General features: G+C 65.0%; 30 protein-coding genes and 1 other RNA gene. 13 read left to right on the forward strand and 18 right to left on the reverse strand.

The genetic code is table 11. The features are described 5' to 3' along the window. Positions 1-5: 5 nt before the first annotated feature. Both FHY19_RS07150 and FHY19_RS07155 read right to left on the reverse strand, forming a co-directional pair. A complete protein-coding gene (locus tag FHY19_RS07150; RefSeq protein ID WP_259164094.1) occupies positions 6-746 on the reverse strand; it encodes an ATP-binding cassette domain-containing protein in 741 nt (246 codons plus the stop codon). Between the two features lie 113 nt (positions 747-859). Further along, on the reverse strand, positions 860-1,336 hold the full coding sequence (locus FHY19_RS07155; RefSeq protein ID WP_259164096.1) for a hotdog fold domain-containing protein: 477 nt from the start codon (positions 1,334-1,336) through the stop codon (positions 860-862). A gap of 309 nt (positions 1,337-1,645) precedes the next feature. Between FHY19_RS07155 and FHY19_RS07160 the strand changes: the two genes are divergently transcribed. Then, entirely contained in the window at positions 1,646-3,502 is a 1,857-nt protein-coding gene (locus tag FHY19_RS07160) for a M14 family metallopeptidase (protein ID WP_259163256.1), read from the forward strand. 64 nt (positions 3,503-3,566) lie between these two features. On the opposite strand, the gene FHY19_RS07165 is transcribed toward FHY19_RS07160, so the two are convergent. Next, complete coding sequence (locus FHY19_RS07165) at positions 3,567-4,493, reverse strand: LysR family transcriptional regulator (RefSeq protein WP_259156792.1); 927 nt, start codon at positions 4,491-4,493, stop codon at positions 3,567-3,569. Between the two features lie 124 nt (positions 4,494-4,617). On the opposite strand from FHY19_RS07165, the gene FHY19_RS07170 reads away from it, so the two are divergent. From FHY19_RS07170 to FHY19_RS07190, 5 genes are all read left to right on the forward strand, one after another. Then, positions 4,618-5,019 (forward strand): Rid family hydrolase, encoded by a 402-nt coding sequence (locus FHY19_RS07170; RefSeq protein ID WP_259163265.1) that lies wholly within the window; start codon positions 4,618-4,620, stop codon positions 5,017-5,019. Positions 5,020-5,531: 512 nt separating this feature from the next. Continuing rightward, complete coding sequence (locus FHY19_RS07175) at positions 5,532-6,701, forward strand: hypothetical protein (protein WP_259156794.1); 1,170 nt, start codon at positions 5,532-5,534, stop codon at positions 6,699-6,701. 10 nt (positions 6,702-6,711) lie between these two features. Beyond that, positions 6,712-7,140 (forward strand): phosphate ABC transporter substrate-binding protein, encoded by a 429-nt coding sequence (locus FHY19_RS07180; protein WP_259156795.1) that lies wholly within the window; start codon positions 6,712-6,714, stop codon positions 7,138-7,140. Then, positions 7,137-9,269, forward strand: a complete 2,133-nt coding sequence (locus tag FHY19_RS07185) for a methyl-accepting chemotaxis protein (RefSeq protein WP_259163273.1) — start codon at positions 7,137-7,139, stop codon at positions 9,267-9,269. The genes FHY19_RS07180 and FHY19_RS07185 overlap by 4 nt, the downstream gene beginning before the upstream one ends. Before the next feature lie 571 nt (positions 9,270-9,840). Then, a complete protein-coding gene (locus FHY19_RS07190) occupies positions 9,841-10,578 on the forward strand; it encodes a DNA/RNA non-specific endonuclease (RefSeq protein WP_259156798.1) in 738 nt (245 codons plus the stop codon). A 210-nt stretch (positions 10,579-10,788) separates the two neighbouring features. Here FHY19_RS07190 and FHY19_RS07195 read toward each other — a convergent pair whose 3' ends face one another. The 3 genes from FHY19_RS07195 to FHY19_RS07205 form a co-directional block, all read right to left on the reverse strand. Continuing rightward, positions 10,789-11,124, reverse strand: a complete 336-nt coding sequence (locus FHY19_RS07195) for a hypothetical protein (protein ID WP_259156799.1) — start codon at positions 11,122-11,124, stop codon at positions 10,789-10,791. Between the two features lie 47 nt (positions 11,125-11,171). Next, on the reverse strand, positions 11,172-11,402 hold the full coding sequence (locus tag FHY19_RS07200; protein WP_259163274.1) for a DUF1653 domain-containing protein: 231 nt from the start codon (positions 11,400-11,402) through the stop codon (positions 11,172-11,174). Positions 11,403-11,670: 268 nt separating this feature from the next. Then, positions 11,671-11,835: a hypothetical protein gene (locus FHY19_RS07205; RefSeq protein WP_259163275.1), complete on the reverse strand. Its 165-nt coding sequence runs from the start codon at positions 11,833-11,835 to the stop codon at positions 11,671-11,673. Between the two features lie 309 nt (positions 11,836-12,144). On the opposite strand from FHY19_RS07205, the gene FHY19_RS07210 reads away from it, so the two are divergent. After that, on the forward strand, positions 12,145-12,369 hold the full coding sequence (locus FHY19_RS07210; protein ID WP_259163277.1) for a hypothetical protein: 225 nt from the start codon (positions 12,145-12,147) through the stop codon (positions 12,367-12,369). Positions 12,370-12,996: 627 nt separating this feature from the next. Here the strand turns inward: FHY19_RS07210 and FHY19_RS07215 are convergent. Continuing rightward, entirely contained in the window at positions 12,997-14,796 is a 1,800-nt protein-coding gene (locus tag FHY19_RS07215) for a chloride channel protein (protein WP_259163279.1), read from the reverse strand. A 238-nt stretch (positions 14,797-15,034) separates the two neighbouring features. Here FHY19_RS07215 and FHY19_RS07220 point away from each other — a divergent pair, with 238 nt between their 5' ends. Continuing rightward, entirely contained in the window at positions 15,035-15,583 is a 549-nt protein-coding gene (locus FHY19_RS07220) for a hypothetical protein (RefSeq protein WP_259163281.1), read from the forward strand. A gap of 30 nt (positions 15,584-15,613) precedes the next feature. Here the strand turns inward: FHY19_RS07220 and map are convergent, their stop codons facing one another. The 3 genes from map to FHY19_RS07235 all read right to left on the reverse strand — a co-directional run bounded on the left by map (position 15,614) and on the right by FHY19_RS07235 (position 17,267). Next, positions 15,614-16,390, reverse strand: coding sequence for a type I methionyl aminopeptidase (gene map / locus FHY19_RS07225; protein WP_259163287.1), 777 nt, complete (start codon positions 16,388-16,390; stop codon positions 15,614-15,616). Further along, complete coding sequence (locus FHY19_RS07230) at positions 16,387-16,614, reverse strand: ParD-like family protein (RefSeq protein ID WP_259163290.1); 228 nt, start codon at positions 16,612-16,614, stop codon at positions 16,387-16,389. The genes map and FHY19_RS07230 overlap by 4 nt, the downstream gene beginning before the upstream one ends. Before the next feature lie 254 nt (positions 16,615-16,868). Continuing rightward, complete coding sequence (locus tag FHY19_RS07235) at positions 16,869-17,267, reverse strand: helix-turn-helix domain-containing protein (protein ID WP_259163291.1); 399 nt, start codon at positions 17,265-17,267, stop codon at positions 16,869-16,871. A gap of 148 nt (positions 17,268-17,415) precedes the next feature. On the opposite strand from FHY19_RS07235, the gene FHY19_RS07240 reads away from it, so the two are divergent. Beyond that, a non-coding RNA gene (locus tag FHY19_RS07240) (sX9 sRNA) lies at positions 17,416-17,491 on the forward strand. Positions 17,492-17,495: 4 nt separating this feature from the next. Here the strand turns inward: FHY19_RS07240 and FHY19_RS07245 are convergent. From FHY19_RS07245 to FHY19_RS07270, 6 genes are all read right to left on the reverse strand, one after another. Next, positions 17,496-18,041 carry a copper chaperone PCu(A)C gene (locus tag FHY19_RS07245; RefSeq protein ID WP_259163293.1) on the reverse strand — a complete coding sequence of 182 codons (546 nt, stop codon included), beginning with the start codon at positions 18,039-18,041 and terminating at the stop codon, positions 17,496-17,498. A 99-nt stretch (positions 18,042-18,140) separates the two neighbouring features. Further along, positions 18,141-18,743 carry an SCO family protein gene (locus tag FHY19_RS07250; protein ID WP_259163295.1) on the reverse strand — a complete coding sequence of 201 codons (603 nt, stop codon included), beginning with the start codon at positions 18,741-18,743 and terminating at the stop codon, positions 18,141-18,143. A 44-nt stretch (positions 18,744-18,787) separates the two neighbouring features. Then, on the reverse strand, positions 18,788-19,003 hold the full coding sequence (locus tag FHY19_RS07255; protein ID WP_259163296.1) for a hypothetical protein: 216 nt from the start codon (positions 19,001-19,003) through the stop codon (positions 18,788-18,790). Positions 19,004-19,065: 62 nt separating this feature from the next. Then, positions 19,066-19,551 carry a DUF2946 family protein gene (locus tag FHY19_RS07260; RefSeq protein ID WP_259163298.1) on the reverse strand — a complete coding sequence of 162 codons (486 nt, stop codon included), beginning with the start codon at positions 19,549-19,551 and terminating at the stop codon, positions 19,066-19,068. A gap of 147 nt (positions 19,552-19,698) precedes the next feature. Further along, positions 19,699-20,244 carry a cysteine hydrolase family protein gene (locus tag FHY19_RS07265; protein ID WP_259163301.1) on the reverse strand — a complete coding sequence of 182 codons (546 nt, stop codon included), beginning with the start codon at positions 20,242-20,244 and terminating at the stop codon, positions 19,699-19,701. 149 nt (positions 20,245-20,393) lie between these two features. Continuing rightward, positions 20,394-21,386 (reverse strand): GlxA family transcriptional regulator, encoded by a 993-nt coding sequence (locus FHY19_RS07270; protein ID WP_259163303.1) that lies wholly within the window; start codon positions 21,384-21,386, stop codon positions 20,394-20,396. A 119-nt stretch (positions 21,387-21,505) separates the two neighbouring features. On the opposite strand from FHY19_RS07270, the gene FHY19_RS07275 reads away from it, so the two are divergent. Continuing rightward, positions 21,506-22,393 carry an NmrA family NAD(P)-binding protein gene (locus FHY19_RS07275; RefSeq protein WP_259163309.1) on the forward strand — a complete coding sequence of 296 codons (888 nt, stop codon included), beginning with the start codon at positions 21,506-21,508 and terminating at the stop codon, positions 22,391-22,393. Between the two features lie 38 nt (positions 22,394-22,431). Here the strand turns inward: FHY19_RS07275 and FHY19_RS07280 are convergent, their stop codons facing one another. Together FHY19_RS07280 and FHY19_RS07285 are read right to left on the reverse strand one after the other, a co-directional pair. Continuing rightward, positions 22,432-22,692: a LysR substrate-binding domain-containing protein gene (locus tag FHY19_RS07280; protein WP_259163317.1), complete on the reverse strand. Its 261-nt coding sequence runs from the start codon at positions 22,690-22,692 to the stop codon at positions 22,432-22,434. A 193-nt stretch (positions 22,693-22,885) separates the two neighbouring features. Then, positions 22,886-23,533 carry a TetR/AcrR family transcriptional regulator gene (locus FHY19_RS07285; protein ID WP_259163319.1) on the reverse strand — a complete coding sequence of 216 codons (648 nt, stop codon included), beginning with the start codon at positions 23,531-23,533 and terminating at the stop codon, positions 22,886-22,888. 88 nt (positions 23,534-23,621) lie between these two features. Here FHY19_RS07285 and FHY19_RS07290 point away from each other — a divergent pair, with 88 nt between their 5' ends. The 3 genes from FHY19_RS07290 (at position 23,622) to FHY19_RS07300 (ending at position 25,432) form a co-directional block, all read left to right on the forward strand. Then, positions 23,622-24,572: an NAD(P)/FAD-dependent oxidoreductase gene (locus FHY19_RS07290; RefSeq protein WP_259163321.1), complete on the forward strand. Its 951-nt coding sequence runs from the start codon at positions 23,622-23,624 to the stop codon at positions 24,570-24,572. 366 nt (positions 24,573-24,938) lie between these two features. After that, complete coding sequence (locus FHY19_RS07295; RefSeq protein WP_259163322.1) at positions 24,939-25,157, forward strand: hypothetical protein; 219 nt, start codon at positions 24,939-24,941, stop codon at positions 25,155-25,157. Then, on the forward strand, positions 25,154-25,432 hold the full coding sequence (locus FHY19_RS07300) for a hypothetical protein (protein ID WP_259163324.1): 279 nt from the start codon (positions 25,154-25,156) through the stop codon (positions 25,430-25,432). Before FHY19_RS07295 ends, FHY19_RS07300 begins: the two co-directional genes overlap by 4 nt. Positions 25,433-25,886: the final 454 nt, after the last annotated feature.

Consider the following 25,886-nt stretch of genomic DNA (forward strand, 5'->3'; position numbering starts at 1 on the left):
CACGCTCATGCGGCGCGCTCGGGCGGTCGGGCAAAGCGCGCGTGCAGGCTGCGCACATCGAAGCCGCCGTCGCCAGCGCCGATGTCTTCGACGATGCGCCCGTCTTCGAGAAACCCGATCCGGTCGGCCACGTCCACGGCGCCCAGCAGATCGTGGGTGACCATCAGCACCGCGCCGCCGCGCTCGCGCACGCCGTTGACCAACTGGTTGAAGTCGGCAATGGCGCGCGGGTCGAGTCCGGAGGTGGGCTCATCCAGCAGCAGCACCGGCACCTGGCGCAGCGTCGCCACGGCAATGGCCACCTTCTGGCGCATCCCCTTGGAAAAGCCGGCAAGGCGCTGGCTCCATGCCTCGCGCTGCAACCCTGCAGCGGCGAAGGCGTGGCCGATGTCGGCCTGGCTGCAGCGCTGCCCGGCCAGCGCAAGCAGGTAGTCGGCATTTTCCAGCGCGCTCAGATGCTCGTAGAGCGCGACGTTTTCCGGCAAATATGCCAATCGTGCGCGTGCCCTGCCGGGCGCGGCGACCGGATCGATGGCGTCGACCCGCACGCTGCCTGAAGTAGGTTTGACGAAGCCCAGCAGCGCCGACAGCGTGGAGGATTTGCCCGCGCCGTTGCCACCGAGCAGCGCGTACACGCTGCCGGGCGCGATGTGCAGGCTCAGCCCCTTCAACACGGCGCGGCCGTGGTAGGCCACATGCAGGTCGGAAATTGCGATCGCGCAAGGCGTGGGAACGCTGCTGGACATGAAGGCGCAGATGATGACCAATTGATACGTTATCACATTGCTCAAGCAGCCCGGATCCGGTGAGCCAGACAGCGGTGCCCAAGGCGCAGTGGCGATGCGCGTACTGGCTTGCGTCAGGCCTTTTTCGGCGACACCCACATCGAGATGCGTGCGCGTAGCACCAGCGTGCCCGCGACGTCGCTGACCAGCACGTCCACCTGGTACTCACCGGCCTGGTCGAAGCTGGGGTTTGCCACCACTGGCTGCGCAACCGCGACCACCGAGCGCTCGGCCTTTTTCAGATACTCGACCTGCATGCCGCGCGGAATCCAGCGATGGGTGGCCGGAACCGTCACTTCCGTCATCGTGCCGCCGGCCAGCTCGGCCAGGTTGCACATGGCGATCGCATGCACGGTGCCGATGTGGTTCAGAACGCGCCTGCGCTTGCGCAATGCGACTTCGCAAAATCCCGGCCGCAGGGCAACGAACTGCGGCGCGATCGTTCCGAAGTAAGGTGCCTTCAGGCACAGCAGCCGCGAAAACAGCCACTTGCCACCGGGCTTGTCCTGGAGACGGTTCCAGATGTCGATCGTCCGCCGCTTGCCGGCCATGCGCTGTTGTCCGCTGAGTTCTGGAAGCATGACCATACCACCAGGTATGGACGACACCCAACGACTGTCTCCCGGCAAGGTGTTACGCCGTGCCGACCGAAGCACCCTCGTGCAAATGTTATTCTATTACGTATCCACTTCCGCACTTGTGGCGACCCTGCGGGCCGATGCGCGCTCACGCCGTCCCTGCGCACCGGTGCTCAGCGCCGCCGTCGCATCCGTGCCCCATCCATCCGCGCCCGGTGCGCCGGCGCTGTACTCCGGTATCGGCCCAGACCACTGCCCCCATTCGAGATCCTCACGCCCCACATGACTTCCGTTACGCGCCACGTTCTCCCGCACGACACGCTGCATGCGTTCCACCGATACGCTCCCGACAACGCCAACGCCTGCAGCACATCGCGCAGCGCCCGACGCGCTGCCACCACCTTGCTGGCCGCAACGCTGTTGAGCGCCACACCGCTCGGCGCGCAGCCCATCGACACCGCCGCGCTGCTGCCGCCGGTACGCGCATGGCACGGCGCGAGCGAGGCAGCGATCGCCGCGCCGGGCGACCCGTGGCGCACGCCGGTGGAACGCAGCGATTTTGCCAGCACGCCCAGCTATGCGCAGACACGCGCATGGCTGGAGCGCCTGGTCGCCGCCTCGCCGGTGTTGTCGCTGGAAGTGTTCGGCACGACCGGCGAAGGACGCGAGTTGCTGCTGGTCCGTGCGCACAAGGGCAGGCCCGGCAAACCGGTGGTGTTGGCGCAGGCAGGCATCCACGGCGGCGAGATCGACGGCAAGGATGCCGGGCTGATGCTGTTGCGGGATATCGCACAGCATGGCAAGGACCATCTGCTCGACGAGGTGGATTTTGTCTTCGTGCCGATCCTCAACATCGACGGGCACGAACAACGCGGCCCACTGATCGGCGCGGCATTGCGCGGCCCGCAGCAGATGGGCTGGAACAGCACGACACGCGGCATCAACCTCAATCGCGATTACCTCGCTCTGGAAGCGCCGGAAACCCGCGCGATGGTGGCGCTGCTGCACGCGCTCGATCCGGCGCTGTATCTGGATCTGCATGTCAGCGACGGGCTGGATCATCAATACGACATCACCTTTACCTACGCCGGTTGGGGCACCTATGCGCGCTCGCGCGCCACCGCCGACTGGTTGCAGCAGCGTTTTACGCCGGTCGTCAGCGACGCACTGCGCAAGCAGGGCCACTCCCCTGCGATCTATCCCAGCCTGATCGACAAGGACGACCCGCGCTCCGGGCTACGCTACGCGCCGGAAGGCCCGCGCTACTCCACCGGCTACGGCGACTTTGCCGGCATCCCCACCGTGCTGGTGGAAAATCACCATCTGAAGTCGTACCGGCAACGTGTGCTCGGCGATTACGTGCTGCTGGAAGCAGCGCTGCAGTTGGTCGGCCGCGATGCGCACACCATCGACGCAGCCAAGCGGGCAGATCGCGCGGCACGGCCGCATTCGCTGATGGTGGCGTGGGAACGCCTGCCGCAGCCGATCGCGCAGGTGCCGTTCAAGGGCGTGACCTACACACGTGCGCTGTCGCCGGTGTCCGGTCGCCAGGAGCTGCGCTGGGAAGGCCGCGACGAAACCTGGACGATGCCGGTGATCGGATACCGGCAAACGCAGGCGGTGCAGTATCCGCTGGCATGGTGGATTCCACCGGGCACCGACGACGTGGTGGACCTGCTCACGGCGCATGGCATCGCTTACGAACGTCTGTCGCAGCCGCGCACGCGTCTGGTGCAGCAGATCCGTATCGTCACCGACGCCGGCACGCAGCAGCCGCATGCCTACCGCGTGGAAGAAACTTTCCCGGCCGGGAGCATCCGCGTGCCGGCAGATCAACCGATGCGCATGCTGGCGGCCGCATTGCTCGAACCGCGCAGCAGCGACTCGCTGCTCGCCAGCGGACGCTTCCGCACTGCCGGCAGTCCCGACAGCGGCTTATACGGCACCGAGCTGGTGACCTTCACCGAAGGCCTGCTGCGACACGATGCCGCACTGCGTGCCGAGTTCGAACGCAAGCTCGCCAGCGATGACGCTTTCCGCGCCGACGGCGATGCCCGCCTGCAATGGATCTACGCGCGCTCGCCGTTCGCGGCGATCAGCGGCTGGCGCTATCCGGTCCGGCGCGAACCGGCAGAGTGAGGCGATGGGATCGGCCGTGCACTGAACGCGTCGCAGCGCGCGCGCCGAACCCAGCGCGCGCCGGTCAACGCGGCGTCGGGCGCACCACATGCACATGCGCGGCCATCAGCTCGATCACCCAATCGATGAAGACGCGCAGTTTGGCGCTGACATGGCGATTGGGCGCAAACACGATCGACAAGGGTATCGGCTCCAGCTGCCAGTCTTCGAACACCGGTACCAGCTCGCCGCTGGCCACGTGCGCGGCAGCCATGTACACCGGCAGCCACAGCACGCCCATGCCGGCCAGCCCCGCGGCAAGATAGGCATTGCCGTCGTCGGCGGCGACCACATGTCGGCCGTGCACGGTCACCGCGTCGGCGCCACGCCGCATCGCGTAGGGCACCGTGGTGGTGGTGCCCCAACGCATGAAACCGACGCAGCGGTGCCGGGTATTTTCCAGCTCCGACGGGTGCGAAGGCGTACCGAGCCGTTGCAGGTAGCTCGGCGCCGCATACACACCGGTCTTCAGGTCGCCCACCCGGCGCGCGATCAACGCTTGGTCGGCGATGGTGCCGCCGCGCACCACGCAATCCACGTTCTCGCCGATCAGATCCACGCGCCGGTCGCTGACGCCCATATCCAGCTGGATATCCGGATACCGCGCATGAAACGCCGGCACCGCCGGCATCAGGATCAAGCGCGCAAACGGGCTGGGCACATCCACACGCAAGCGTCCGCGCGGCAACGACGCTGCAGCCGACAGGCTGGTTTCGGCATCGTCCATGTCCGCCAGCAGGCGCACCACGCGTTCGTAATAGGCAGCGCCGTCGGCGGTCACGTGCACCCGGCGGGTGGTGCGGTTGAGCAGCCTCACCCGCAGCCGCGCTTCGAGTTGCTGCACCAGCTGCGTCACGCTGGCACGGCTCATCTGCAGCGTGTCGGCCGCCCTGGTGAAGCTGCCGGTCTCAACCACACGCGCAAATGCCTGCATCGCATCGAACCGGTCCATCGCCCCTCCTGCACCAAGATTGTTTGGATTCTACAAATAGTGTTGGTCGCGCCTGCGGATTTATCGCGCACGGCCGGGCGCTTAGGGTGGACGTCCGTTCTGTCGCACTTCGAAGGAGAGTCCCATGACCACACGTGATGTCGTTTTCCCGCCGGCCCGCCATGCGCTGTACGAACGCCATCGTTATTCACCGGCCGTGCGTGCCGATGGCTTGATGTTTGTCGCCGGCCAGGTCGGCAGCCGCGACGACGGCTCGCCCGAGCCGGAACTGGACGCGGAGATCGCCCGTGCCTTCGCCAACCTCGATGCAGTCCTCAGCGCCGCTGGCTGCACCTCGCAGGACGTGGTCGATGTCACCTTGTTCATGGTCAACCCCGAAGTCGTGTTCGAGGCTGCGTGGGAGCGGTGGGCCGGCTACTGGGGCCCGGCGCCCTACCCCGCCGTCACCGCCGTCGGCGTGACCTGGCTGGCCGGCTTCCGCTTCGAGATCAAGGTGGTGGTCAAACTGCCCGGCGCCGATCGGTGATCGCGCCATCGGGTGGCCCCGTGCGCGCCGGGTCCGCAGCCATCGCGCTCGATCGCCGGCCCCGGTAACGCTAGCGAAAACGTCTTAGTACCGTTGGTCGCGTCGCCGGACCGAATCGCCACGTCCGGCTTGCCTGGACGTGGCGATGTTGCTGGCTGCCTCCAGCCCCGTGACGCGGAGGCAGCGCTCTTGTACTGCATCGCAAGCGCAATCTGGTTGTTTTGCATGCACTGATTGCAGCGTACGGCCATCGGCCAAACCATCGGACATGACTGTCCGATGCAATCCGGAAGTGATGCTGGCACGAGTCCGTGAACCGACACGATAGCGCCCATCTATCGTTCATTTACATATTTTCCTGGCAACTTAACCGTTTCACCGGTTTGTAAAAATCTCGCTAAAGCGAGGACACAGGCGGCCGCTACCGGGGATCAGCGCAACGCGACGCGCATCACCGTTCTGCCCGCTGCGCCCTTGGCGCTGCGTCCATCCTCTTTTTAGTCGAGACCGCAATGAAATTGACCGTCAAACTGCTCAGTGGCGCCATCGCCCTGGCCTCGTCGACCTGCGCCTACGCGCAGGAGGATTCGATGTTCACCTTCAGCGGCTTCGGCACGCTGGGCGTGGTCCACTCGACCGAAGACCAAGCCGATTTCACCCCCGACATCCAGACCGTGGAAGGTGCAGGCGCAAGCCACTCCACCTCGGCGCGTCCGGATTCGCGCATCGCCGGCCAGGTCAATGCCAAGTTCACCGACGCCTTTACCGGCGTGTTGCAGGTGACCAGCGAATACGCCGAGCGCGCCGACTACGCGCCCAAGGTGACCCTGGCGCATGTGAAGTACCAGTTCGGCCCGCAGTTCTCTGCCCGCCTGGGCCGCATCACCGCACCGCTGTACATGCTCTCCGAGTACCAGCGCGTGGGTTATGCCACCCCGTGGGTGCGCCCGCCGTACGAGGTCTATAACTACCTGTTGCCGATGGACGGCATCGAAGGCGTGTACACCATCAATGCCGGCGAAAGCGTGGTCAGCGTGCAGGGTTTCTACGGCCGCATCGACTCCAAGAAAGCCGACGTCAATGCGATGCGCGGCCTGGCATTGGGTCTGGAATCGGGCGCGTCGACATTCCGTGCGGCCTACATCGTCGGCACCAGCACCTTCGATACCCCGTCGCTGGACCGCCTGTTCACCGCCTACCAGCGCATCAATCCGGCACTGGCCAATCGCCTGACCACCTATGACGTGGACGGCAGCTTCGCCAGCGTCGGCTACGCCTACGATCCGGGCAACTGGTTCCTGCGCACCGAGGTGATCCAGGCCGATTACTCGCCCTCGCTCAACGGCAAGACCACCTCCGGTTACCTCAGCGTCGGCGGCCGGTTCGGCACCCTGACCCCGTCGGTCACCTACGGCAGCGTCGATCGCAAGGGCCCGACCATCGCGCGCGGCCAGGACCCGGTCGGCATCATGACGCGTGCGCTGGCGCAGGCCGAAAGCGGCCGTCACAGCTTCACCGCATCGCTGCGTTGGGACGCGCGCGAAAGCGTGGCGGTCAAGTTGCAGGCCAGCCATATCGACAACAACGCCGGTTCGTTCGGGTCGTTGAACAACATCCAGCCGGGCTTCCGTCCGGGCGGCAGCTACAACCTGCTGTCGGCGTCCGTCGACTTCGTGTTCTAAGAGAGCCCCCATGAAACTTTCCAAATGTTCCGCAGCTTGCCTGCTTGCGCTGCTGTCGTCGCTTGCGTTCTCGGCCAATGCCGATGTGGTGGTGGTGATGTCTGCCAAGGGCGGCCCCGACAGCCTGAGCGCGGCGCAGGTGTCGCAGATCTTTCTGGCCAAGTCCAACAGCCTGCCCGGCGGCGGTGCAGCCGTGCCGATCGATCAGGAAGAAGGCGTTGCAGTGCGCGATGAGTTCTACAAGAAGGTCGCCTCGCGCGACTCGGCGCAGCTGAAGTCGTACTGGTCGCAGTTGATGTTCACCGGCAAGGCGCAGCGTCCGAAGCGTGTGAGCGGCGACGATGCAGTCAAGAAAGCCGTGACCGCCACGCCGGGCGCGATCGGTTACATCAGTGCCGCCGCCGTGGATGCCAGCGTCAAGGTCGTCCTGAAGCCGTGATCCGCCCCCTGCTCGAGAGCCACATCATGCGCCGCATTCTGTCGTTACCGTTGTTCTGGAAAATCCTGATGCCGGCAGCGGTGGCAATCATTTGCCTATCGGGCTATGTGGCTTTCAGCACGCTGGTGTTTCACCGCAACAACGATCGTCTGGAAGCGGTGCGCGACGTGCATTTTCCGATGCTCGACGCGATGACCCGTAATGTGGCCGCGCTGGACAAGCTAATCAATGGGCTCAACGGCGCGGCCGCCGCAGGCGATGCCGACATGTTGGCGGCCACCAAACCGGTGGCCGACGACATCCACACCTCCTACGTGAAATTGCAGAAGGCCGACCCGGCCAATGCGAAGGAGCTGGCGCAGCTGGGCAAGCAGTTCGACGATTACTACCGCCTGGCCCATGGCGTGGCGGCAGCCTTCGTGGAGCAGCGCGAACCCGATGCGCAACAGATGAGCGCCATGGCACCGGCGCTGGAGACCTATCGCACCACGCTGACCGCGATGCAGAAGCGCGCCGACGCGCGTTTCCGCGGCACCGTGCAGGAAGCGGTGGACAGCTCGGTCGCCGCCAGCATCGGTGGCCTGGTGCTCGGCCTGGTCGGTGCGGTGGTGTGCATCGGGTTCGGCTGGATCGTGGCACGCGCCATCACCCAGCCGCTCAATCGCGCCGTGGGCATCGCACATGCGGTGTCGTCGGGCAAACTGGACAATGCCATCTCGATCGACCGCAACGACGAGGTCGGCCAGTTGCTGCAGGCAATGGACAGCATGCAGCGTCAGCTGCGTCGGGTGATCCAGGCGCAGACCGAGATGGGCGACAAGCACGAGGCCGGCATCGTCAGCCACCGCATCGCCGAGCAGGAGTTCCCGGGCGAGTTCGGCACCATGGTGCGTGCCAGCAACACGCTGGTGTCCAGCCATATCGCGGTGACCATGCAGATCGTGGCCTTGACCGAGCGCTACGCCGCCGGCGATCTGTCGCAGCAGCTGGCGCCCTTGCCGGGCGAAAAAGTGGTGATCAGCCAGTCGATCAACGATGTGCGCGCCAGCCTGTTGTCGGTCAATGGCGAGATCAAGCGCCTGGCCGCAGCCGCAGCGGCGGGCGACTTCAGCGCGCGTGGCGACGAAACCGCGTACGAGCACGACTTCCGCCAGATCGTGGTCGACCTCAATCAGCTGATGAGCACCGCCGACAACAACCTGGGCGAGTTGTCGCAGTTGCTGCGCGCCATTGCCGGCGGCGACCTGACCACACGCATGCACGGACACGCGGCAGGCGTGTTCGCCCGCATGCGCGAGGATGCCAACACCACGGTGGACCGTCTGACCGACATCGTCGGGCGCATCCAGTACTCGTCGGCGGAGATCGATACCGCTGCCGGCGAAATCGCCGCCGGCAATCAGGATCTGTCGCGGCGTACCGAGCAGCAGGCAGCCAATCTGGAAGAAACCGCTGCATCGATGGAAGAACTCACCTCCACCGTCAAGCAGAATGCCGAACACGCCCTGCAGGCCAACGCCCTGGCGCGCAGCGCCGCCGATGTGGCGTCCAAGGGCGGCGAGGTGGTCAGCCAGGTGGTCGGCACCATGAGCGGCATCGAAGCCTCCTCCAGGAAGATCGCCGAGATCATCAGCGTCATCGACGGCATTGCGTTCCAGACCAATATCCTTGCATTGAATGCGGCGGTGGAAGCGGCGCGTGCCGGCGAGCAGGGCCGCGGATTCGCCGTGGTGGCCTCGGAGGTGCGCACGCTGGCGCAGCGCTCGTCCGGTGCGGCCAAGGAGATCAAGGAATTGATCGATGCCTCGGTGGGCAAGGTTGCCGAAGGCTCGGTGCTGGTGCACAAGGCCGGCACCACCATGACCGAGATCGTGGCCAGCGTGAACCGAGTCACCGACATCATGGGCCAGATCACCGCCGCCTCCACCGAGCAGTCGGCCGGCATCGAGCAGGTCAACCAGACGGTCATCCAGATGGACGAAACCACCCAGCAAAACGCCGCGTTGGTGGAAGAAGCCATGGCCGCAGCGCGTGCGATGGAAAAGCAGTCCAGCACCCTGACCCAGCTGGTGTCGCTGTTCCAGCTGGAGCCTGCAAGCGTGCAGCAGCTGGACAGAGACGTCGCATAGTCGAGCGATCGGCTCACCGCCAACCGCTTGCCCCCCTTCCGCACGGACTGCGGATTGGGGGTTTTTTGTATCCGCTGTCGGCGAGCGCAGCGGACATCGAGCAGCGATGTGCGGGCGTGACGCGCGAGACTGGCATCGACGGCCATTCCCAAGCCGCTCCCGGTCGCAGGCCCACCGTGCAGGCGGAGGCTGGCGTCCCCCCGACCACCAACGATGGTGATTTCCGGCAGCAGCGACTCCCACGCTGCCGATACCGCCGCGCACGCTCGCAACAGGCGTGCCCTGCAGCCGCATTCGCGCGCGCCAGGCATAACCTTGCGCTTATCGCGCAGTGGCCGCACACAGTGAATCTGCGAAACGCACCACATTTTTATCGAAAAAAATGGTGCAACCGCACATTCCTCACGCATACGTCACCAACACGCAACATTTGCGTGCGATAGCTGTCGCGCTCGCTACATACCGAGCCAACTGTCCCCCTTCCAGCGCTCGTTCCGCTGAGCGTCGGTCTGCTTATCCGCAGCCGGCGGTGGCGTCGTGCGTCCGATTGATTTCCAGGAGATTCACTCCCATGCGCTTCCGGACCTTGTTTGTCGTTCTGCTTCTTGCCGCTGTCAGTGCCACTGCCAATGCCCAGGTCGTCACCCTCAACAAGGGCGGCTACACGCTGCGCTACGACTGCACCAACCACACCGCGCTGCGCTACGAGTACGTACTGCAGGCCGACACCGGATCGGCTGCGCGCCCCTCCAGCTTCAACCTGGACACCGAGCTGCCCAGCGGCTGCGGCGGCCAGACCTCCACCGCCTCGTACGCCAGCGTGCGCAGCGGCTACGACCGCGGCCACCTGGTGACCTCCAACCACATGGATTACAACGCGACCTATATCCGTCGCGCCAACCTGATGTCCAACATCGTGCCGCAGGTCTCCAGCTTCAACCAGGGCATCTGGGTGCGCGCAGAAAACGTGGCCGAGTGCTATCGCGATATCGCCAGCGTGCAGGTGTATGGCGGCGTGATCTACAGCGACACCAGCAACGACTATTTCCTGAGCAGCCACGGCATTCGCACGCCCGACTTCTTCTGGAAGACCATCATCACCGCCAACCCGGGCGGCGGCACGCGCGCCATCAGCTGGCTGATTCCCAACAGCGCCAACCTGGGTTCGCTGGACAGCTACATCGTCAGCATCGACGAGCTTGAAGACCTGTACGGCGCCAGCACCATCGGCATCACCGCACCGGCCGCCGTCAAGGCGATGCTGCCCGCCACCACCTGGCCGCAGCCGAGCAACTGCGACCTGGGCTGAGTCGCCTAGGCAGACAGCAACGGCCCAGCCCGGCAGCGTCGCGCTGGGCCGATGCAACTGGTCGCGGTCATCCGTCCGGGCGCTTGCATGCCCATAGGCTCTTGAGAAGCCCGCCACGCGGGATGTGCGCACTCCCCTGCGGCGCCGCATCGCGGCGGTTTCGCCGCATCTGGTGTTGATCGTTCTCTGCAGCATGCTGCTGCACGCACGCTAATGCGCAGCGTCCAGACCAGCAAACCAGTCGGCATATGGCGTGTTCTTGACCAGATGCCGATTGAGATCGTCGGCACCGTCGGTCCACCACACCGGGCCGCGTTCTCCCAACGCGATCTTTGCTGCATCGACCTTGGCGCGTGCGCTCGCCAGCTGCCGCGCATCGTCGAGGCGCTTGGCCGCCTTGACCGCACGGCGTGCATCCATCAGCTCGCCGACCAGGGCCAGGCGGACCTCTGCACTCAGATGCGGATTGGACGTGCGCCACAGCCGGCCACGTACGATGAGGTAGCGCCCATCGGGCGTGGTGAGCGGCGCGTTGGCGGTGCTCACGGCCGTCTTACCGGACAACTGAAAGCGGATGCGACGGCACGCGCCGATCACGCCACAGGCGCGAAGCGCGGCCGCATCACGCCATCCACGTCCACCTGTTCCATGAACATCGCCAAAGGCCGCACCCACAGGCCGATCTCGCTGTCCAGCGGCCGATACAACACCAGCGGCTCCAGGGTTTCGCTGTTGCGCACGACGCCCAGCACCTCGTAACGGCCGCCCTTGAAGTGGCGATACTCGCCCAGCGTAATGGTCGGTAATGGCGGCAGCGTATCCATGGCATTCAACGGTATTGGTGGCTGTGCAGTTTAGGATGGGCGCTGCCTGCCGACGAGCCGGGCGCGCGCATGGATGTGCCGTATCGGCGCTCCCGCACCTTGTAGAGCAGCGCCGCGCCACACGGGAGACGGCAGACGCAAGACAGACGGGCATGCCGGCCAATCGCGGCGGCTGGATGATCGGCGCGATATCCCGCCACGGCAGCATGCCCCCAGCGCGGCGCGGCATTGCGCTTGCTCACGATGCCGTGCGGCTGGCCCGACCGGGCTACTCGTCTTCGTCGATGTCGCCTTCGATGCTGTCGTCGTCATCGATCTCGCTGTCCTGCGCCGGGCCATCCTGCAGCAGGTCCTCGTTCTTGCCGGGGGCCTTGACCCCGTTGGGCGGGCGGGGCTCGTCGATCCGCTCGTTGCCGTTTTCCTGGGTGCGCATGCTCGTCTCCTGCGGCAGAAGGCCGCCTTGTCACCCTCCTCCCGGTGCCGTGATATGCATGTGTGGCTTGGCGCTTGGCTGCGCGCAGCGTCATCACCGCACGGACACGCTGAAGCTGCGGTCGGTTACGGATGTCTGGCGGGAGACACGGCCAAAGGAACCCCCGCCGGGTGGCGACGGCGACGCGCGCATTTGGCGGCGACTTGCCAGGCTGGGTCGTCAGGTAACTGAGTCAGCCTGCAGCATAGCGGCCTTGCATCCGAACGCTGTCTGCCGCCGTAAGTACGCCAAGCCCATCGAGAAACGCCTATGCCGAGCCTGCTCTGCGATCTGGAAGACCTGCTCGTCGCCTGGAAGGCGGAAGCGCACACCTTCGACGCCTGCAACATGCCGGCGTCCGCGCTTGCCGTGCGCGATTGCCACCGACGGCTCACCGCCCTGGTGGGCGCGCATGCGCTTGCACCAAGCGCATCAAGCACCGCCGCGACCCGCAACGAGAACGCCGGCTCGGGCGCTGCCGTTGAGAGCGGCTAGCAGAACGTAGCGAACGGCCGCCTGCGATGAGCGTCGTTTTTGTGTCAGCCGCATCTTGGTGGATACGGTCAGCCGTCCAGGTCAAACGCTGAGCGGGTCGAGGGCGCGATGCTCTCACCGCTCGCGGGACGCGCCGTGAACCCACCCCCGGGAGCGATTGCCGCACCCATGCCGCCATCGCTCCCGCAAGCGGCGAGGACAACACAACAGACAGTTTGCGGACTGTTTTTCGAAGCATGCACACCGACCATCTCGACTGGTCCTTGCCCGCCCACCGTCGCGGGACCTTACGCGGCATGGATGCCGCGTAAGAGCTTACAAGGACGTACTTGCAGCGTGTCCCGCGACGGTGGGCGGGCAAGGACCCTGCAGCCAAGCCACAGATCAAGCCGCAACTCAGCAGCCTGTAGCCCTATAGCCCTGCAACCAAGCCGCAGACCAGCCGCCCCGCAGTAGATCGGCATGAAGGAGTTTTGTCAGACGCTCCTCGTCGCACACGCGTCGTCGCATTTGTGTAGCGGCGAAATCGCTGCTCGGCGCATGCCGCGCAGCCGGCGATACCGTGTATCGCTCCACGGTTGCGCGCACGCCGGCAACCTGCGGCACATCGCGTCCGGATAGACGGCCTCAGTCGTCGCCGCTGGCCCGCTCGCCCATCAGTTCGCGCTCGCGCTTTTCCAGCTCTTCGGCGTAGCGCTTGCGCACGAACCCTTCGGACAACACGCCCAGTACCCGGCGGTCGGTATCGATCACCGCCAGCTCGTCGGCCTGCGTCGCATCGAACACCTTCATGATCGCCACGATATCGGTGTCTGCCAGCAATGCCGCGTCGCGATGTCTGGCGTAGTCGCTCACCGGCGCATCCGGCTGCACGTTGTCGGCATACAGCACTGCCAGCGGCACCACACCGGCATAGTGACCGGCCGCATCCTCCAGCACCACGCGCTGGGTCGACCCTAGCGGGAAACGGCGCCGGAACTCGCCCACGCTGATGTCCTGCGCGGTGTGGTTGGCATCCTTGCGCATCATCTTGCCGGCCGACAGATTGCGCACCCAGCCCACATCGCGTGCGCTGCGGATGTTTTCGCCACGCAGATGCAGCCGCCAGGTCGAGAACGAATAGCCGAACACCTGCCGCACCACGGTATTGGCCACCAACACTGCCACCATCACCGCGCTGGCCAGTACAAAGTCGTGCGTGCCCTCCAGGATCAGCATCGCCATGGTCATCGGTGCGCCCACGATCGCTGCCGCCAGTGCGGCCATACCCACCAGCGATGCACTGGTGGCATCCACCACCGCCGCGCCCAGCAACAGGTTCACACACACGGCGAACAGGCTGCCGACCAACGAGCCCATGAACAGGGACGCGAAGAACAGCCCGCCACGGAAGCCGAAACCCAGCGAAATGCCCGAGGCAATGCACTTGAGCACCAACAGGGTGGCCAGCACCTGCAAGGTGGTGCTGCTGGTCATATCCAGATGCAGGGCGCCATGGCCAGACGACAGCACCTGCGGCGAATACATCGCCAACGGAATCAGCAGCAACCCGCCGATGACCGGGCGGCCCCATAGCGGCAGATTGATGCGCCCCACGCCGCGTTCGATGCCGGCCACCAGGCGCATCACGGCAATGCCGATCAACGCACACACCAGCCCCAGCGCGACGTAGATCGCGTAGTCGCGTGGCTGCAACTGGTAGGCCACCGCCGCCGGCAACGAGTACGGCGCTGCGCCAAGCGCGCTGGCCATGAACGCGCCGGCCAAGGCCGCAGCCGCCACTGGCGCCAACGCCGACGGCGTGTAGGCGCCGATCACGATCTCGAACGCGTAGAACGCACCCGCCAGCGGTGCACCGAAGGCGCCGGCGATGGCGCCCGCCGCACCGGCGCCGACCAGCGTGCGCATATCCGCACGGCGCACCCGCAGGATGCGACCGAGCTGCGAACCGGCACCGGACCCCATCTGCGTATACGTCGCCTCCAACCCGACCGATGCGCCGAAGCCGTTGGACAGCAAGGTCTGCACCGCAACGATCAGGTTGTCGCGCATCGACATGCGCCCGCCGTGCAACGCATTGGCTTCCACCGCGTCCACCAGGGGCCGCTTGCGCCGTCGCGCCATCAACGCCACCAGACCTACCAGCAGCCCACCCAGCGGTAGCACCAGCAACTGCGTGGGAGTGATCGAGGTTGCCGTGCTGAGCCGCGCATCCGGCCCCAACCGGTACAGCCAGGCCTGCAACCCGTGCGCGATGCCGGCCTGCAATACCATCAATGCGGCGGCGACCAACCCGACCAGCGCAGCCAGACCGATAAACCACAGGTCGTTGGCACGCAACTGCCGACGCAACCAGTCGACGGGGCGACGCAGCTGCGCGGCAGTGGACGGCTGCGCAGGAAGGACATGGTGAGACGGTGGCTGCATGGCGCTAAGCGGGACTGGATCAGCACGCTGGAAGTGGCGACGTCGGCTGTGGAAGCTAGTGTGCATCAGCTCTGCTGACCTGATCCAATCCGCCAGCGACAGCGCCGCCGTCTGCGGCGTCCTGGATGCGTGACGGCCCTGCGCCGCACGCTGGATTGCTAGAGTCGGCGCTGGCAGCGCGTGGCGACGATCATGCCGACGCCCTGCAGCAGTGTTCGCCAGACAACAAGGAGCCTCGATGTTCAAGCTGCTGCTGGTCGTGATGGTGATCGAAGGCGTTCTGTCGATCAGCTGGAACCGCCTGTACTTCGGATGGGGACTGCCGGTGTTCCGGCGCCGGATTCCGGCAAGCCGTCAGGCGCTGGACTGTTTTTCACTGGCGCAGGTGGAACATGCGCTCGAGCAGTCGCGCTGGCCGGAGCTGAGATTCCATCCGTTATCCGAGCAGGTCTACGCGTTTCGCGAGACGTTTCTGGTCATCGTCGGCCCGGTGTACCCACCGATCATGCGCGGGCGCATCGCGGTCGACCGCAGACAGCGCGAAATCACGATCACCGGCGACTGCAGCTGGACCGTGGTGTATGCGGCGGTTGGAATCCTGGTTCCCGCAGCCATCGTCATGCCGGGCGTGACACTGATGTTCGTGGCCCTGCTCGGGGTGGCGTATCTGCTCCAACGCAGACGTTTCATCGGTGTCGAAACCGCCGTACGGACGCTGCTGCAGAACACCACCAGTGCGCTCATCCCACGCGCACCCGACGCGTCCAGGCGCGCATCGCGGCAATGACAGCTGCCGCGCGCAGCGCCTTGCCGTGCATCACTCCACCGGGCACAGCGGCGTTTCGTCGGGCCGTAGCGTGAGCACACGCACGCCGCTGCGGGTCACCGCCACCGTGTGCTCGAACTGCGCCGACAACTTGCCATCGCGGGTGTATACCGGCCACTGATCAGGCTGCGAACGGATCGCCGCACGGCCCTGATTGATCATCGGTTCAATGGTGAACACCATGCCTTCCTGCAGCGCCAGGCCGGTGCCTGCATGGCCGTAATGCAGGATCTGCGGATCTTCATGCATCTCACGGCCGATCCCGTGGCCGCAGTACTCCTTGACCACACTGTAGCCGTGGTCGCGCGCATGCCGCGCAATCGCATGCCCGATATCGCCCAGCCGCGCACCCGGCCGTACTGCGGCAATGCCTTTCCACATTGCCTGATACGCGGTCTGCACCAGCCGTCGCGCCGGGTAGGTCACCTCGCCCACCAGATACGTCGTGCTGGAGTCGGCGATAAAGCCATTCTTTTCCAGCGTGATATCCAGATTGACGATCTGCCCGCTGCGCAACACATCGTCCGCCGACGGCACACCGTGGCAGACCACATCGTCGATCGAGGCATTGAGCACGAACTCGAACCCGTATTGCCCCTTGCTCGCGGGCCGTGCGGCGAGCTCATCGACAATCATGCGTTCGACAAAGGCATTGAGCTCCAGCGTACTGCGCCCTTCCAGCGGCAGCCGATCCAGCGCATGGAACACCTGCGCAAGAAGCCGCCCGGAGACCGCCATCAATGCGATCTCATCCGGGCGCTTGATCATGCGCGCCCTGGTTTTGCGGTGTGCGGTTTCAAGGCTTGCGGCCTCACCCCCGCCGCTCGCAGCTCCTGCGCCACGATGTCCTGGAACGAGGAGTCCGGATGCATCTCGCACAACATGCCCACCTTGATCCAGAAGTTGGCCTGCGCATTGATCGACCGGCTGGTGACGGTACAGGCGCGCCGCAGTTGATCGTGCAGGTCGTCATCGATATTGACGATGCCCATGGTGGCTCCTGGCGTGTTGCGGGATATACACATCGTATACGAACCGTATATTCGACGACAAGCGGCCGGTAGCACACGCAGGCGGTGCAGCTTGCTGGCGCCGCTCCGGCCACCCACTGCCCGCTGGCAGATTGGTCGATGTGCGCACTGCTGGCTGTTTCAGGCTTGCAGCCGTCGGTGCCTCAATCGTTGCAACCGCGCCAGCCATCGCCCGCACCTGCGCACGGCGCCTTGGCGCGACGCACAACGCCGACTCAGGACTTGGCGAGCGGACAGCCAGCCGCAATCTCCCGCATGCTCATTGCAACGCCATCCTTGGGTTGCGTCACCGCGACGGTTTCCACTGGCACCGACTCGCCCCATTCGCGCAAGGCATCGAAGACGCCGCGCAGCCCTTCACCCAATGGCGTGAGTTCATAGACCACGCGCGGCGGCATCTGCGCATACGCGGTGCGCACCACCAGACCGGAAGCCTCAAACTGCCGCAGGCGGCTGGTCAACGTATGGGCGCTGATGCCCTGCAACGCCTGCCGAAGTTCGCTGAACCGGCGCGGCCCCGCAAGCAGCTCGCGCACGATCAGCGACGCCCATGGCCCCTCCAGCAGCTGGAAAAAACGCGCGACACCACAACACGGAGCGTTTGACGTTTCCATTGGCTAGCTGATCCTGGCAGTGAACGGCCGGTGGCCGCATCGAACGTGGTGGTGCTGGCGCATTGATTTTCCACTGAGGCGATTTGGAGAATACCGACAACACGACTGTGCTCACCGCCAGGTGGGCGCGGCCGGTGCCCGGTGCGGCATGTACCACGCGTACACGCCGGTTCCGCCACGCCGCCCACAGCCACCGGACGACTGCGCGCGACGCTTTGTTAGCCGCTCTCAGTGCATATGCCGGTCATGCGATTGCGCATCGGGCGCCGATGCGCCCATCGGACGAACGTCGAAATGCACCTCGACGCGCGGCGCATGCTCGAACACCAGCGTGGCCACCACCGGCTTGCCTTGTTCGAATGGCGCAGCCGGCGCGATGAACATCAAATGCGTCCCGCCGGTCCCCAGCACCACGTCCTTGCCCGGCGGCAAGACCAGCCCCTGCTCGAGATGGCGCATCTTCATGACGCCAGCATCCATCGTCATCTCATGGATTTCGACCTGTGCGCTGGCCGGCGATTCCACCGCCACCAGACGATCCGGCGTTGCCGCCTGGTTGCGCAAGGTGAGGTAGCCGCCCGCCACCGGCGCGCCCGGCGGCGTTGCGCGCGACCACGCCCCGCTCGCCACCACCACAGGAGCAGCAGCCGGCGCCACGGTCGAAACAGAGGCCGCGGCCGCCGGCGCCGGGTTGGCCTCGGGCGCAGGCGTGCGCTCGCAAGCCACCATCGACAAGGCAGACAACGCACTCACCAGCAGCAGATGCAATTTCATGTCGTTCTCCTTGGGTCGAGCCGTGCGGGCGCCACGGCGCCGTGCATAGCGGTCATCGACGTTGATCATCGGGAAGCCGGCAGCGCGCTCTGAGGTCAGTCAGAGCACCTGCCGGATATCGTGCACAACCGAGTCCACCGTCTGCTCGTGGGCCAGGCCCACGCGCAGCTGTCCATCGCGATCGAAGAGAAAACTGCGCGTGGAGTGATCGATGGTGTACGTCGGCCCCATCGGCACCTTCGCATAGCTCACTTTCAAATTGCCCGCCGCCACCCGGATATCGCCTTCGCTACCGGTCAAGCCGATAAAGTCCGGATCGAACGCCTTCACGTAGGTCCTGAGCACGTTGGGTGTATCGCGTTGCGGGTCCAGCGTGGCGAACGCGAACTGTACCTTGGCGGCATCCGCACCCAGCTTGCGCTTGACCTGCGCCGCACGCGCCAGCGTCGTCGGGCACACATCCGGGCAATGGGTGAAACCGAAGAACAGCACCAGGGCCTTGCCACGGAAACTGCGTAACGGCCGCGGCGCGCCTTCGGTGTCGTAGAGGTAAAAATCCATTCCGCGCGCCATCGGGCTGAGGTCTGCGCCATCGGGAGCGAACCCGCTGCCCCGTTGCCCACAGCCCGCCAGCACGCAGACCAGGCACCCCAGCATCACCTGCGACAGTCCTCGCTTCCACACCGATCGCAGCGTTTGCATGCGGACTCCCATCCTTCCGCGCGGAGTGGCATTGCGCATGCCGTTCACCGCTGATCCTGCAGTTGTACGCCAACTGCCTGATCGCAGCTGTCCAGGTTCGATGCGTCATCGCTCGAAACGGCTCGACACCGGTATTGCGGTTCGCCCGCCGCAAGCCTGCGCATCTGCGCGGGGGTCATCAGCGCCAGTGTCGGCACCAGCGTCACAAGGGCAAGGCAAGGCGTCGCCGCCGCGCGGGGCGGCAAGGCTAAGTACGTCATCTACACGCTCCAGAACATCTAACGTCACACCCGCTGACGGATGCGGCTCCACACACGATGTTTCAGGCCAATCGCGGTGGACCGCGTGGCGCGTGTGCCCACCAGCGTGCCGCGATGGGAGACGCAACGGCAAGGCGCTCGACCGCAAGCCGGCTCCGACTCAGCGCCCGGAGCAGGCAGGCCATCAGCAGCCAGGGCAGCAGCCGCGCGGCGAGCAGGCAGTAATCGCAGGCGAACCCATCGCCACCATCGGCATGGCGCAGGTCCTGCCTGTCGCCCAGCCATCGCTCGGCTGTCGCGGCCTGCACGTCTGCCGAGAGCTGCGCCGCGTGTGCCTTGTCACCCACGGCATCGAGCGCCTCGCCAGCTTGCCAGGGACGGCTATGGCAAAGCGGCCCCTCCAGGAAGCCGGAGGCGTTCTCGAGCGTGCGGCTTACCAACGGCGCGATCAGCAACAGCAGCAGCGCCAGGCAAGCCAGGCGCTGCATCATGCTGAACAAGGGCGAGGAAGGTAAGCGCATCGGCAAAGTGTAATGAAAAAACGCCACGCCACCTGCGACGCTTCGTCGCAGCCGGACACCCGGGTTCGCGCGGTGATGCGCTGCATGTAGTGCGCACCGCATCCGGGCCAGGCGCAGCCCGCGCAGCAATCGGCCTGCACCATCAGTACCTGTCGCCAGATGCCCGCCGCTGGCTCACTGACCCTGCAGGTACTCGCGCGTGGATCGCACCGCCGCATAGCCAAACTCAAACGCGGCCATCATTGCCGCGTGCACGTGGGCCGCCGGCACCTTGGTGCCATCGAAGTGCAGATCCATCGTGGCGCAGGCATCGTGCAGCACCGTCACCGTATAGCCCAGGTCGGCGGCAGCGCGCACGCAGGCATCCACGCACATGTGGCTCATCGCACCGACAATCACCACGTCCGTCACGCCGTGCTGCTGCAGCTGCTGCGCAAGCGGCGTCTCGCGAAAGGCGTTGACGTGCCGCTTGACGATGACCGCTTCGCCGTCCTGTGGCGCAACCGCATCATGGAGCTGCGCGCCTTGCGAACCGACCGCCAGGAACGGGGCATCCGCAGCCGCCTCGTGACGCACATGCAGTACCGCAACGCCCGTGTCGCGCGCATTGGCGATCACCGCCAATGCATTCGCTGCGGCGGCCTCGATGCCGCTCAACGGCAGCTTGCCGCCGGGGAAATAGTCGTTCTGCAGATCGATGACGATGACCGCCTTGCGCATGGTGCTTCTCGTGTTGAATGCCATGCATCAGCATGCGCCGGCACTGTCGTCACGACGAGTGGCGCCGCCGACATCACCGGTCCTGCAGCGACATTCCACCACCGCCAGGCGTGTTGGCCGCGTCCCGGAGAAGAAGATGACCGGCAAGTTCAGGTCACCCCGGCACGGCTTGCACCCGCAAAGCGCTGCCGATAGTCGCTGGGCGACAGCCCAAGAATGCGCTTGAATACCTTGCGAAATGCCGCCGCATCCTGGTAGCCGACCTCCCAGGCAATCGCGTCGATGGTCATGGCATCGGCTTCCAGCAACGCACGCGCCCGGCCGACACGAAGCCGCTGGCCATACTCGGTGCTGGTCATGCCGGTGGCCTTCTGGAAGCGACGCAAAAAGGTGCGCGTCTCCAACCCCGCCAGTGCCGCCAGACTGCTCAGCGCCACCTGCTGCGCACCGGTCTCCTGCAGCCAGTGCTGTACCCGCAGGATGGCCGCATCGCCATGCGTCAATCGCGGCGAAAACACGCTGTAGTAACGCTGCTGCCGGCCCGGCGGGTCGACCAGCAGCACCCGCGCGGTTTCCAGCATGATCGCCGGCCCCAGCAGGCAGTCCACCAGCCGCAGGCCCAGATCGGTCCACGACATCACGCCACCGGCGGACATGACATCGCCCTCGTCGATCAGCATCTGGTCCGAGTCCACCTGGATCGCCGGAAAGCGCTGCTGCAGCGCCGCTGCATGCAGCCAGTGGGTGGTCATGCGACGTCCGTCCATGATGCCGGTGCCGGCCAGCAGAAACGCCCCCGCGCATACCGAGCACAGCATCGCGCCCTGCGCATGCTGTACGCGCAGCCAATCGATCAGGCTGGCGTTGCGCTCGTGGGCCGGCGCATCGCCCAGGCTGGGCGGCAGGATCAACGCACACAGGCGCGCACCGGCATGCGTATCGCTCTCGAACACACGCGACGGCACGGCGGTGGGCGTTGCCTGCCGCCAATGCGTGACCCGGATCGCCGCGCCCTCCGCTGCACCGCTGGCGTCCGCGAGCCGGTTGGCCACCGCAAACAGATCGGTCAGGCCAAGCACGGCCGCCTGCTGCGCATCGGCATACAGCACCACGCCCACCTCGATCCCCTGCCTGGACGTCATCTCGTTCTCCACGCCGATCTGCATTCAGCGCCATGCCATTAGTGCAGTTGAAGTAACCGAAGCACGCCGCCCATGCTCCTGCGCCTCAGCTTCCCCCTTACCTCCACAGGAGTATGCCAATGACTTACATCATCCATGGTGCCACCGGCGCACAAGGCGCCCCGCTGCTCAACGTGCTGTTGCAGGCCGGCAAGCACGCCGTGGCCGCAGTCCGCAACGCCGATGGAGCCACCGGCCCTTCGGTGCAGATCGATAACGGCTCGGTCCAGTCGTTGGTCGACGCCTATCGCGGCGCGCATGGCGTCTTCGTGCACCTGCCTCAGGCGCCCGAAGACCTGCGCGTGGCCTACGCCACCAACATCGTCCAGGCCATCGATGCCGCAAGACCAGCGCGCGTGCTGATTTCCACCAGCGGCAGCATCGTCGACGACCCGGGCAACCCGCTGCAGGCAGCGCCCGATTCGGCCATCGCCTTGCTGATCGATGGCGTGCAGCGCAGTGGCGTTTCCAGCGCCGTCATCGCTCCGCGTCTGTATCTGGAAAACCTGCTGTTGCCCATGGTCATCGGCGGCGTGCACGGCGATGGCGTCCTCGGTTACCCGGTCCGGGAAGATTTCCCGGTGTCCTGGAGCTCGCACCTGGACATCGCCGACGTCGCTGCGCAGCTGTTCGATCGACCGGCCATCACCGGCGTGGTCGGCGTCGGCCAGTTACCGGGCCTGCTGGGCGCAGACCTCGCCGCTGCAATGACCAACCACTTCAAGCGCGGTGTCCAGTTTCAGCGCGTGCAACCCGAAGCCTTCGGCAAGCAACTGCAACCCTTGCTCGGCCCCGCCGCCATGGCCGTCGCCGGGTTCTACCAGGCCCTTTGGCAAACCCCTGCCAATACCATCCACTTCGCCACCAGCGCCCAGCAATTGCTCGGCAGCACACCGCGCAGCGTTGAGCAGTGGCTGAAGGATCTGGCCATCAGCGGATCCGGCGCTGCGGCGCCAATCCTTGGGTGATCTCCCGCTCATCGGTCGCAACGTAACTGACCTCATCCCTATGACGTGGCCCCGCCAGAACCAGAACCTTCGGCGACACTCAGGCCCAAGGAGGCCCGTCGACGCTGGCGTCCTAGTTCGCGCGCCACCAGGCCACCCGAACGTTCGAGTCCGCCAAACCGGATCGTCAGGTCGGTGCCTTCCTGGGCCGGGTCGATCAGATGGTCGTTGAAGGAGAGCGTGTAGTGGAGGTCGGGATGCGCTGCGCCGATACCAAGCAGGATCGGCAACATGACGTGGCGGCTGAACGATGACGGCATGTCGTTATCGCCCTGCACTAACGCGTGCACAACTAGTGGGCAATGGGCGAAAACGCTGGGTGGCTCACGGCCCTGGCAACGATGACCGCCATGGCCATGCACTGACGGCGGCAACATCGCCAACACGCAGCCAACTTCCAGGCAACCTCAAGTCAACAACTACAGATCGCTGAGCCGGTTGTAGAGCATCACGCTATCCAGGCGCGTGGTTCTTGCCACCATGCGCAGCGATGAACAACGCGACAGCCGACCTGCAATAGGACTCGATTTCCTTGCTGTCCTCCGCTCTCGGCGCATCGAAGCGCGCGATGATCAGCAGGTCAGCTCCTTTGAAAAGCGCCGCAAACAAGCGCGCGGACCCGTGAGGATCGGGCACGTCCAGCATTTCCCGCTCATGCAACCGACGTAACAACGCCTCGATTTGGGCAATGACATAGGCGGGGCCGCCCTCGTAGTGAAGCCTGCTCAAGGATGTCTGGTTTGTCTTGTCGGCCATGACCATGGCTTCAACGCTGCGGACATCCGGGCTCAACAGGGTGCGCAGCAGCGATGATCCAACGGCCATCAGTTGATCTTCAACCGAGCCGTCGACGCTTTCAGAGAACATCTGCGGAGCAAATTGATGGCAGCGGTCCGCGATGGCCGCGCTGAACAGCGCCTCCTTGCTCTCGAAGTGCCGGTAGATGCTGAGCTTGGAGATCTTCGCCCGCTGGGCGACCTTGTCCAATGTGGTCGCCTGGAAGCCCAGTTCCACAAAAAGCGCATAGGCGGCGTCGACGATCGTTTGACCAAGCGCCTCATTGGTTGGCCGGCCGCGCCGGCTTCGGCTGTTTTGGGCCATTGTAATTTGAGTCCTTGACAGTATCCTAATTCTGTATTTAGGATACTCATCAGTACCAAAAAGCGCAAGCCGCGGGCTCAACAGGTCCTTGCTGCGGCGCCTCGCCACGCACGTGCCTCTCTCCTTCAACTCGGTACCTAATCCTATGGATGACGTCATCATCATCGGCGGCAGCTTTGCAGGTCTTGCCGCCGCCCTGCAGCTCGGCCGTGCCCGCCGCAAGGTCACTGTCCTGGACACCGGCCGGCCGCGTAACCGCTTTGCCGGACATTCGCATGGCGTGCTCGGCCACGATCACAAGCCACCGCTGCACATCCTGGCCGAGGCGCGGCAGCAACTGACGCGCTATCCGACCATCAGGCTGATCAATGCGCGGGCCGAGCGTGTGTCAGGTGCAATCGACGATTTCTGCGTTGTCACCGACGATCACGAACGCCTGAAGGCACGTCGCCTGATCCTGAGCTATGGCGTTGTCGACCAGATGCCGGCGGTGCCGGGCTATACCGAAAACTGGGGGACATCCATCGTGCCCTGCCCCTATTGCGATGGCTTCGAAGTCGCCTCGCAGCACTGGGGCCTGGTCTGGTCCGGCCCGCAGTCGATGAACCAGGTCCGGTTGTTCCGCGATTGGACTGACAGGCTGACGGTCTTTGCCGATGGCCATGCCATTGCACCCGATCTACGCGCCGATCTGGCAAGCCGCAACGTGCCCGTAGCCGATGGCCGGATGACCGGGATTGCCCGTCACGGGGACCACGGTGCCACCATCAGCCTCGATGACGGCTCCGACGTTGCGGTCGACATCCTGTTCGCGCATCCGCGCACCACGCCATCGGCAAGCCTGCATGAATCGCTGGGCCTGGCCACGGTCAACACGCCAACCGGCATAGCCCTCAAGGTCGACGAGCGCCGCGAAACCAGCATGCCCGGCATCTACGCCGCAGGCGACCTCGCCAACCCCGGAATAGCCTCGGTCACCACCGCATCATGGCAAGGCGCGACGGCGGCTATCTCCGCCCAGCAATCGATGCTCGTTTAAGCCACGTCGACTAACTTCGAGCACATCACGACACGCAGTGCCGGAGATTCTCGAAATTAGCGCAGCCGACTCCCGCGCTTCCCGTTGACAGGCGCCAAGAGCCGGAGCGAGTATGCGTGCGTCGCCGCATATTCGGCGACCGGGATTGGTCTCCCGATTACTCAGGCGCACCAGCGCCCATCGATCGATGCAAGGCGCTTTTTTGTTGCCCAGCATCGCGCGGGGTGCGTGCTTGCCATCTTTATGGCGGGCGGTACGCGGGGGGCTTCGGCCCCGCCGGTCCCTGAGTCCGGTAGACCAACCCGTGCCGTCCGCCACCCCGCTTGGTCTCGGGTTGGTGGGCTCCAATTTACTCAGGAGTCCTGCATGTTTTACGACACCCAAGAAGCGCCCGCACTTGCGGCGCGCGAGATCACCCACCATGTCGGCCTGATCGCCACTACCTTGGAATCCAGCCATGCCGCATGGCTGAGCCTGATGGCGCACCTCGCAAGTGCACGCAAAGCCATCCACACCTTCACGTTTGCCGACGGTGATGCAGCAATCGTTGCCGTCGATGCCTTGTTTGCGCAGGTGCGGCGATGAGCACGCGCAAACAGTTCCGCGTTTGCACAGGCGTCTCCCTCAGCTTCGAGATCATGCAGGGCTATGTGCTGGCCATGCTGTATTCCCACGCGCAGCCTGATCTGCCTCCGGTCCTGATCGCCTGCGAAGCCACTGGCTTTGATGACGTCTTGCCAGGCGGCGATGCGCAGAGCGTGGTGTTGGGCCGGCTGCATGTATGCATGCATGAGGACCCGGCCGTTGATGTCCTCACTTGGTTGCGCAGGCAAGCGCACCGTAACGGAGCGCAACGATGATTGCGGCGCATGCAATCGCTTATCCAGAAAACGCGGACTGCGCGATCAGCGATGAAGAAGACGTTTCTCGATAGTTTGGCGAGGCAACAAAAAAGGCACTTGGACACGAGTCCAAGTGCCTGCTTTTTATTGGCCCACCAGCACACGAATAACCAATGCATCCACTTGTTTTTACTGGACTTTCCTTGAACAAACTAGAACATCGACTCACTTTTTGACTCACTTTTAAGTCGACGTGAATCGGACATCATTGGACGACCTCAGACAGTTTGAGGGCAAAGCTGCCTACGACCAAGCACGCCAGTGCCGCTCGTGTCTACTCTGCAAGCTCTACGGAAACAGCACCCGCCTCCCAAGCCCGAGCATCTAGGCTCTTGGCCGACTCTCACGCGCGCACCGATGGGATTGATCACCAAGACCGATCCGCCGGGAGCGCCGGCCGACGCTGGACGGT

This window comes from Xanthomonas sp. 4461 (assembly GCF_024806475.1).
In the GTDB taxonomy this organism is placed as follows: domain Bacteria; phylum Pseudomonadota; class Gammaproteobacteria; order Xanthomonadales; family Xanthomonadaceae; genus Xanthomonas; species Xanthomonas arboricola_F.

Coding starts and splice junctions, on each gene's coding strand:
- FHY19_RS07150 (WP_259164094.1), bottom strand. CDS start 746: ATGTCCAGCAGCGTTCCCACGCCTTGCGCGATCGCAATTTCCGACCTG.
- FHY19_RS07155 (WP_259164096.1), bottom strand. CDS start 1,336: ATGGCCGGCAAGCGGCGGACGATCGACATCTGGAACCGTCTCCAGGAC.
- FHY19_RS07160 (WP_259163256.1), top strand. CDS start 1,646: ATGACTTCCGTTACGCGCCACGTTCTCCCGCACGACACGCTGCATGCG.
- FHY19_RS07165 (WP_259156792.1), bottom strand. CDS start 4,493: ATGGACCGGTTCGATGCGATGCAGGCATTTGCGCGTGTGGTTGAGACC.
- FHY19_RS07170 (WP_259163265.1), top strand. CDS start 4,618: ATGACCACACGTGATGTCGTTTTCCCGCCGGCCCGCCATGCGCTGTAC.
- FHY19_RS07175 (WP_259156794.1), top strand. CDS start 5,532: ATGAAATTGACCGTCAAACTGCTCAGTGGCGCCATCGCCCTGGCCTCG.
- FHY19_RS07180 (WP_259156795.1), top strand. CDS start 6,712: ATGAAACTTTCCAAATGTTCCGCAGCTTGCCTGCTTGCGCTGCTGTCG.
- FHY19_RS07190 (WP_259156798.1), top strand. CDS start 9,841: ATGCGCTTCCGGACCTTGTTTGTCGTTCTGCTTCTTGCCGCTGTCAGT.
- FHY19_RS07200 (WP_259163274.1), bottom strand. CDS start 11,402: ATGGATACGCTGCCGCCATTACCGACCATTACGCTGGGCGAGTATCGC.
- FHY19_RS07205 (WP_259163275.1), bottom strand. CDS start 11,835: ATGCGCACCCAGGAAAACGGCAACGAGCGGATCGACGAGCCCCGCCCG.
- FHY19_RS07210 (WP_259163277.1), top strand. CDS start 12,145: ATGCCGAGCCTGCTCTGCGATCTGGAAGACCTGCTCGTCGCCTGGAAG.
- FHY19_RS07215 (WP_259163279.1), bottom strand. CDS start 14,796: ATGCAGCCACCGTCTCACCATGTCCTTCCTGCGCAGCCGTCCACTGCC.
- FHY19_RS07220 (WP_259163281.1), top strand. CDS start 15,035: ATGTTCAAGCTGCTGCTGGTCGTGATGGTGATCGAAGGCGTTCTGTCG.
- map (WP_259163287.1), bottom strand. CDS start 16,390: ATGATCAAGCGCCCGGATGAGATCGCATTGATGGCGGTCTCCGGGCGG.
- FHY19_RS07230 (WP_259163290.1), bottom strand. CDS start 16,614: ATGGGCATCGTCAATATCGATGACGACCTGCACGATCAACTGCGGCGC.
- FHY19_RS07235 (WP_259163291.1), bottom strand. CDS start 17,267: ATGGAAACGTCAAACGCTCCGTGTTGTGGTGTCGCGCGTTTTTTCCAG.
- FHY19_RS07245 (WP_259163293.1), bottom strand. CDS start 18,041: ATGAAATTGCATCTGCTGCTGGTGAGTGCGTTGTCTGCCTTGTCGATG.
- FHY19_RS07250 (WP_259163295.1), bottom strand. CDS start 18,743: ATGCAAACGCTGCGATCGGTGTGGAAGCGAGGACTGTCGCAGGTGATG.
- FHY19_RS07255 (WP_259163296.1), bottom strand. CDS start 19,003: ATGACGTACTTAGCCTTGCCGCCCCGCGCGGCGGCGACGCCTTGCCTT.
- FHY19_RS07265 (WP_259163301.1), bottom strand. CDS start 20,244: ATGCGCAAGGCGGTCATCGTCATCGATCTGCAGAACGACTATTTCCCC.
- FHY19_RS07270 (WP_259163303.1), bottom strand. CDS start 21,386: ATGACGTCCAGGCAGGGGATCGAGGTGGGCGTGGTGCTGTATGCCGAT.
- FHY19_RS07275 (WP_259163309.1), top strand. CDS start 21,506: ATGACTTACATCATCCATGGTGCCACCGGCGCACAAGGCGCCCCGCTG.
- FHY19_RS07280 (WP_259163317.1), bottom strand. CDS start 22,692: ATGCCGTCATCGTTCAGCCGCCACGTCATGTTGCCGATCCTGCTTGGT.
- FHY19_RS07285 (WP_259163319.1), bottom strand. CDS start 23,533: ATGGCCCAAAACAGCCGAAGCCGGCGCGGCCGGCCAACCAATGAGGCG.
- FHY19_RS07295 (WP_259163322.1), top strand. CDS start 24,939: ATGTTTTACGACACCCAAGAAGCGCCCGCACTTGCGGCGCGCGAGATC.
- FHY19_RS07300 (WP_259163324.1), top strand. CDS start 25,154: ATGAGCACGCGCAAACAGTTCCGCGTTTGCACAGGCGTCTCCCTCAGC.